Annotated in this window: 7 protein-coding genes; 5 read left to right on the top strand and 2 right to left on the bottom strand. The window is 42.3% G+C overall.

Translation table 11 applies throughout. From position 1 onward, the window contains the following. Window positions 1-88: 88 nt before the first annotated feature. The gene (locus tag G519_RS0137395) at window positions 89-628 is read right to left on the bottom strand and encodes an IS630 family transposase (protein WP_036635402.1); all 540 of its coding nucleotides are present in this window, start codon (window positions 626-628) and stop codon (window positions 89-91) included. Window positions 629-1,047: 419 nt separating this feature from the next. After that, a complete protein-coding gene (locus tag G519_RS0137390) occupies window positions 1,048-1,254 on the bottom strand; it encodes a hypothetical protein (RefSeq protein WP_029198894.1) in 207 nt (68 codons plus the stop codon). Window positions 1,255-1,599: 345 nt separating this feature from the next. On the opposite strand from G519_RS0137390, the gene G519_RS46560 reads away from it, so the two are divergent. The 5 genes from G519_RS46560 to G519_RS0137365 all read left to right on the top strand — a co-directional run bounded on the left by G519_RS46560 (window position 1,600) and on the right by G519_RS0137365 (window position 6,905). Continuing rightward, entirely contained in the window at window positions 1,600-2,859 is a 1,260-nt protein-coding gene (locus tag G519_RS46560; protein WP_051254072.1) for an ABC transporter substrate-binding protein, read from the top strand. 131 nt (window positions 2,860-2,990) lie between these two features. Beyond that, the gene (locus G519_RS0137380) at window positions 2,991-3,869 is read left to right on the top strand and encodes a carbohydrate ABC transporter permease (protein ID WP_127528331.1); all 879 of its coding nucleotides are present in this window, start codon (window positions 2,991-2,993) and stop codon (window positions 3,867-3,869) included. An 85-nt stretch (window positions 3,870-3,954) separates the two neighbouring features. Continuing rightward, complete coding sequence (locus G519_RS46555; protein WP_307720157.1) at window positions 3,955-4,680, top strand: carbohydrate ABC transporter permease; 726 nt, start codon at window positions 3,955-3,957, stop codon at window positions 4,678-4,680. A gap of 663 nt (window positions 4,681-5,343) precedes the next feature. Further along, complete coding sequence (locus G519_RS0137370; protein ID WP_029198892.1) at window positions 5,344-6,228, top strand: ROK family protein; 885 nt, start codon at window positions 5,344-5,346, stop codon at window positions 6,226-6,228. A 137-nt stretch (window positions 6,229-6,365) separates the two neighbouring features. Beyond that, window positions 6,366-6,905, top strand: coding sequence for an IS630 family transposase (locus G519_RS0137365; protein ID WP_036635402.1), 540 nt, complete (start codon window positions 6,366-6,368; stop codon window positions 6,903-6,905). Window positions 6,906-6,993 lie beyond the last annotated feature (88 nt).

Here is a 6,993-nt window from a genome sequence, read left to right as displayed (position 1 = left end):
TTGTTGACCCTTGGCAAACCAAGTACGAGATAACGCTTGGTAATCTCGGATCATGGACTCGTCTTCAAATAAAATGCGATCAATTTCCTCATTCAAGAGTTTTTTTTATCTTTTCAAACTCTTGTTTGAACGCTTCTTGCTTAACGGGATCTGCTTTAGCGAGCGTATACGTCGGCGTAGTAAAGCTGAGCTTTAGACGATACAGCAGTTCGCGTGTCCCGCGTTCCGAGTAACGAACGTCAAATGTTTGTTCAATCCATTTGCGAATAATGGGGGAGGTCCAATTCATTTTGGCTGGAAAACCAACATCAACGGGTGTTTGATTTACAATCGTCTGATATAATTGCTGTTCTTGTTCAGAAGTTAGTTGACGCGGACGACCCGGCGAGTGCTCCAACGTCAAGCCCTCGATACCCTTATCCCGATAAGCCTTGCTATAATTGTAAAGCGTTGAAAGAGCACGACCTGTCACTTTGACGATCTGTTCATAGGATTCGCCTAGCAAAACCATCAATATCGTTTGATAGCGTTCATGTATCCGTAGGTCTTTGTTCGCTTTCATCGCTGCTTTGATTTCCTGAATGGCTCTATCCTTCTCGTCCTCTTGTATCCCAATTCGTAGACTCATGTATAAGATCTCCAATTAATAAATGATGAAGTCTATTATACAAGGTTTTGATCGATTTGTTCATTAGTCAAATGTAATTTATTCCAGTTATTTAATGCCGATTATATACATAAATAATTATTTTATATAAAACCTTATTTTATATATGTGTAACACATTATGTCTTGATGTACATAATTAATTTGGTGTACATAACTCAAATGTTGTTACTGTTAATTGTACATAATTACCTGTGAATGATTACGGGGAATTTAGGAATTGGTTTTATTGCATTGTTCATTCAATTTCAACAAGCCATTTGCTAATATCAACATTGCTGATACGTGCCTGTTAGGCAAGTTGTAATTTATCAATCATTCCTCAACCTATATATATATGAGACTTCTGTGAAACTTTGGAGGAAATTTCGCTAATAATAACTATATACCTCCTCCCCCCATTTCAAGTTCCCCTTCACCACTGATTGTAAATTGGAATAGACAATTCTCATCCTTACGTTTATTCCCATCCCAAACATACTCATCGGATTCGTTGTTTAATTGCCATCCAATTCCTTTTAACATGAGCATCGGCATCGGCATTATGAATCTGAAGGAGAACGAAGTTTGCGGTAAGTGTGACAGCAAGATATTACCCTCCCATTCATATTTTTACTCTTGTCACTTGTCTGTTTTATTCATATTCTAAGTATACAGTTAATTTATTCATTTGAATAATTCAACTTCCTCTTTTTTTTCACCACAATAATTTATTATATTTAGAGAAAGTCAGTAATGTTTGACATGCATACGGGATCGATCGCAAGATTGTTCGTAGCCCTAAATGTAAGCGCTTTATATTGGGGGGAATTGCTTTTTAAACATTCGGAAACACGTTGGTTTACACATTAGAAGGGGTACATGACAAACGTTTTGAAAAAGAAATGCAGGACTAACAGAGTTGCCATTAGGCAGAAGGAGTGTTGAATCTTTATGAAAAAATGGATGAAAACATCTATGGTAGGACTTTTTGCAGTATCGGCAATCATTTCCGGCTGCAGCAAGACGACAAATGAGCAGTCAGATGCGAGTGCGACCAGCTCTGCAAAGGCAGCAACAACAGACAGTGCGAAACAAGCAACAGGCAAAAAAGTAACTTTGACGCTTTATTCCACAGCTACAGACAAAGCAACCCAGGATGTTTACAAGAAAATTGGAAGCGCTTATACAAAAGATCACACGAATGTCTCCTTTGAGTTCCAATTTCCCGGCCAGGATTACGAAAACATTTTGAAAATGAAAATGGCTGCCAATGATCTTCCCGATTTATTTGACACGCATGGCTGGGCCCAAATTCGCTACGGCAAATACGTCGCTGATTTAGGTAAAGAGCCTTGGGTCAGCAGCATTTCCGATTCGATGAAGCCTGTTATTACCGATAAAGCCGGCAAAGTATATGCGCTTCCGTTAAATGCCGCAAAGGATGGACTTACCTACAATAAGGACGTTCTCGATAAGTACAAAATTGAGGTGCCTAAAACGATTGACGAATTGATCGCTGCAGGGGAAAAAATCAAAAAAGAGAGCAAGGGTGAAGTAGACCCCTTCTTTTTCTCAGCGACGGATGCCGGTTCTATGGCCCAGTTTTTTGATTATTACGCCACCTCCCTACTGATTAGTCCAAAGGACAATCAAGCTGACGCTTTATTAAATGGTTCTTTTGATTGGAGTAAGTGGACTCCGCTTGTCAGCAAATTTAAGGAGATGTACGACAAAAGACTGATGAGCACAGACGTACTAACCGTAAGAGAGTCCGACAGACCCCGCTTGTTCGCCGAAGGCAAAATCGCCTTTGTTCATACAGCCCCCGGATTCGTTGGAGACGCATTAAAAATCAATCCTAATGTAAAAGCAGGAATTATGCCGGTGCCGGCTATCGTGGAGGGAGACCAGCCTACCTTCTCAGGTGGTGAGCGTTTCACACTTGCTGCATGGAAAGACGGTAAAAACTTGGATGCAGCCAAGGATGTGATCAACTTTTTCGCAAATCCTGATAATTTGAAAGCCTTATCCGAGGCTTCCGGCACACCGGCAGCGATCAACGGCATAAAACCCGACCTTGGCGCTTACACGGAGTATTACGATAAATATAAAGATATTCGTGTATTTCCGTACTTTGACCGTGTCTATTTGCCAGCGGGATGTGGGATGTGCTGCAATCCGCTTCCTCCGAGCTCATTGGCGGAAAATTAACGCCAGATGGCTTCTCGCAAAAAATGAAAAAAGAAGTGGAACGCCTCAAAGCACAGCAAAAATAAACAATGAATGATTGGAGGGGCAGTTGTACTGCCCCCTCACCATCTTTTGAAGGGAGTATCAGGATCATGCGTCTAAACCGGAATTCTCCTTTATGGTTAAATCTCATGTATGCGCCTGCTTTGTTATTATTTGCGTTATTTATTTTTTATCCTTTTATGCAGGGGATTAAAATTTCATTTACGAATTGGGATGGATTTTCGCAAAATTATGATTGGGTCGGCTTCGACAACTATAAGCGCATGTTTGAAGATGAAAGTATCGTTGTCGTTATTCGAAATACGTTTTTTTACGGATTTGGGAGTACCCTCTTTCAGAATGTAATGGGTCTGCTGTATGCCCTCTTACTGAACCAGAGAATAAGAACCAAAGGGATTACTAGGACCATTGTCTACTTGCCGGTAATTATCAGTCCCCTTATTATGGGATACATTTGGTATTTCTTTTTCCAATTCAGAGGCGGAGCGCTCAACGATATCTTGCTTTTATTTATCCATACACCCAAAAATTTGCTAGGCGACCCGCAAGTAAACATATGGATCATTATGTTCGTGAATACCTTCCAATACCTTGGTGTAGCCATGATTATTTATTTGGCAGGCTTACAGTCGATTCCCAAGGATTATTATGAAGCCTCTTCGCTTGACGGGGCATCTGCTTGGCAAAAATTTTGCAACGTGACCCTCCCTTTACTTGCTCCCTCCATCACGATTAACATCGTGCTAAACCTGATTGGCGGGCTCAAGCTGTTCGATGTTATCCAAGCGCTGACCAAAGGCGGGCCGGGCTATGCCTCCCAGTCCTTATCGACACTCATGTACAAAACCTATTTTGGCGCCCAAGATGCAGGTTATGCCGCTTCACTGGGAAATCTGATGTTTATCATCATTTCCTTGGTCAGCATTAGCGCACTCATCTATCTTCGCAGAAAGGAGATTCAATCATGAAAACAAACAATAAACTGGCAAGCCTTCTTTCCCTGCTGATCAGCATCATTCATATTGCCCCTTTCTATTACTGATCACGACTTCTTTGAAGGGGTTCGATGACTTAAGTTCCAAATGGCTATGGCCTAGGCGTATAGATTGGACTAACTTTTCCAGTGCTTGGCAAGAAGCGAATTTAGGAAAAGCATTTACCAACAATACGATCATTACTATCGTTTCCCTGTTATTTATTATCCTGATTGAAGCCTGCGCCTCCTACCCGCTTGCTCGGTTTCAGACCAAGTTCAATAAGTTATTGTATACCGTGTTTATTTCAGCACTTATTATTCCCCCGCTGACTATACTCGTTCCCTTATATCAGTTTTTTATTGATATTCATGGTATGAATACCTACTGGGGGATTGTTGTGCTTCATATCACATTTAATTTACCGATTACGATTTTTCTATACACCGGATTTATCAGCACTCTTCCCAGAGAGTTGGACGAGGCAGCGATGATGGATGGCATGAGTAGAATTGGTTTATTTTTCAAAATGATTTTACCGCTTCTTAAACTTGTAACGGCTACGGTGCTCATCATGACAGGAGTAGGTGTCTGGAACGACTACCAATTTTCTTTGTTTTTTCTTCAAAAAGTGGAAATGCGTACGGTTACTGTGGCGCTGGCAACTTTTTTCGGTCCGCAGTCCAGCAATGTCGGCTGGGTAGCCGCAGGTTCCTTAATCGCTGTTTTGCCTATCACCTTGCTATACTTGTTTTTACAGCGTTATTTTATTACGGGACTTTCATCAGGAGCAGTAAAAGGCTGAAGCATTCAGCCTTTTACTGTCCATATTCAAAAAAATCTAAAACCCAGTTATAGTCGGCGCTAGATTCAGGTGTGCATGCATTCAGTGTAACGAAAAGGTATTACTTGTAATAATATGCTACCAATCTTATCTTTTTTTAACAATCTACCCTCTGGATCTTTAATCTCAATCTCAGTATCCGTGCCGATTGCAGCAATTTGTAAATAGCGAAAAAAACATGATGAGGCGGATAGAGCAACAGAATACGAATTGTTACTAAATTTTCGGAGCCTTGATCTAATTACAAGAAATGTAGTATTGAAGTTCTTGGAATTCAAAAGAATACACGCTACAAAAGATTAAATGCCACGGAATATTTTATTTTTCGTTGGCCTGTATTCGTTTATAGGAAATCCATGTTTACAGGCTTAGCAATTTAGGGATCATTAGTTATCAGGCTAACTCAAAGTGTAGCTGGTTCCAAGGCGGCGCTCGGGTGACATTAAAGCTGGAACCAACAGCCGTAATTTAGAAGATATAGACACGCCTTTTACAGGTAAACGTCAACTAGTTCGCTATATGAAAATGCGTTCCGTCAGGCAGATTGAGCAGAAAGTCATTGCTTCTCTCTCCCTGTTTACGGTATCATCACAGACGAGAAATTTTGTCGGGAGGAGAGCGAAGATGCGGATTGGTGCTATTGAAGCCGGGGGGACGAAATTTGTTTGCGGCATCGGCAATGAACAAGGGATTATTGAGGATAGAATCAGTTTTCCGACAGGACAACCAGACAGGACGCTGGAGCAGGTCATCGCCTATTTTGAATACAAAGAGGTAGATAATATCGGTATAGGCACCTTCGGGCCAATCGATATTGATCCATCCAGCCCATCCTACGGATATGTGACGACGACTCCGAAGCCGGGTTGGGCGAACTATCCGTTCCTGGCGAAGTTGAAACAGGCGTTCGACGTTCCGTTCGGATGGGATACGGATGTCAACGCCGCCGCGTTGGGAGAAGCAGTATGGGGGGCTGCTAAAGGCTTGGATAGCTGCGTTTATTACACGATAGGCACAGGCATCGGAGTAGGCGTATTCGTAGAAGGAAAGCTGGTTCACGGCCTTGTGCATCCGGAAGGTGGACATATTTTAACAAGGCACCATCCGGAGGATCGATTTGCAGGGACGTGCCCGTATCACGGTGATTGCCTGGAAGGCATGGCTTCCGGTCCGGCGATTGAGAAGCGATGGAATTTGAAAGGAAGCGACATTCCGGCGGACCATCTGGCATGGGCGATGCAAGCTTTCTACATGGGACAGGCAGTGGCAGCGGCTATCCTGATGCTGTCACCTAAGAAAATTATTCTGGGCGGCGGCGTCATGCACCAGAAGCAGCTTTTTCCATTGATACGCGCGGAGGTTCGAAACAATTTGAACGGCTATGTCAGCGCTAAGGCTGTACTAGATAGCATCGACGACTATATCGTTCCTCCCAGTTTAGGGGACAATGCCGGTTTATGCGGGGCGCTGGCGCTTGGATTGCAGGCTATGGAGGGTAGAATAAGTTGAACGAGAAGGACCGGGTGTCAGAAGAAAATAAAGTTCTATATAAAAAATAACTGGAATAAATTACATTTGACTAATGAACAAATCGATCAAAACCTTGTATAATAGACTTCATCATTTATTAATTGGAGATCTTATACATGAGTCTACGAATTGGGATACAAGAGGACGAGAAGGATAGAGCCATTCAGGAAATCAAAGCAGCGATGAAAGCGAACAAAGACCTACGGATACATGAACGCTATCAAACGATATTGATGGTTTTGCTAGGCGAATCCTATGAACAGATCGTCAAAGTGACAGGTCGTGCTCTTTCAACGCTTTACAATTATAGCAAGGCTTATCGGGATAAGGGTATCGAGGGCTTGACGTTGGAGCACTCGCCGGGTCGTCCGCGTCAACTAACTTCTGAACAAGAACAGCAATTATATCAGACGATTGTAAATCAAACACCCGTTGATGTTGGTTTTCCAGCCAAAATGAATTGGACCTCCCCCATTATTCGCAAATGGATTGAACAAACATTTGACGTTCGTTACTCGGAACGCGGGACACGCGAACTGCTGTATCGTCTAAAGCTCAGCTTTACTACGCCGACGTATACGCTCGCTAAAGCAGATCCCGTTAAGCAAGAAGCGTTCAAACAAGAGTTTGAAAAGATAAAAAAAACTCTTGAATGAGGAAATTGATCGCATTTTATTTGAAGACGAGTCCATGATCCGAGATTACCAAGCGTTATCTCGTACTTGGTTTGCCAAGGGTCAACAA

Origin of the sequence: Paenibacillus alginolyticus DSM 5050 = NBRC 15375 (assembly GCF_000422905.1) — a bacterium.
Taxonomy (GTDB): Bacteria; Bacillota; Bacilli; order Paenibacillales; family NBRC-103111; genus Paenibacillus_E; species Paenibacillus_E alginolyticus.
This window is presented reverse-complemented; position numbering and strand designations above follow the sequence as displayed.

Coding starts and splice junctions, on each gene's coding strand:
- G519_RS0137395 (WP_036635402.1), bottom strand. CDS start 628: ATGAGTCTACGAATTGGGATACAAGAGGACGAGAAGGATAGAGCCATT.
- G519_RS46560 (WP_051254072.1), top strand. CDS start 1,600: ATGAAAAAATGGATGAAAACATCTATGGTAGGACTTTTTGCAGTATCG.
- G519_RS0137380 (WP_127528331.1), top strand. CDS start 2,991: ATGCGTCTAAACCGGAATTCTCCTTTATGGTTAAATCTCATGTATGCG.
- G519_RS0137370 (WP_029198892.1), top strand. CDS start 5,344: ATGCGGATTGGTGCTATTGAAGCCGGGGGGACGAAATTTGTTTGCGGC.
- G519_RS0137365 (WP_036635402.1), top strand. CDS start 6,366: ATGAGTCTACGAATTGGGATACAAGAGGACGAGAAGGATAGAGCCATT.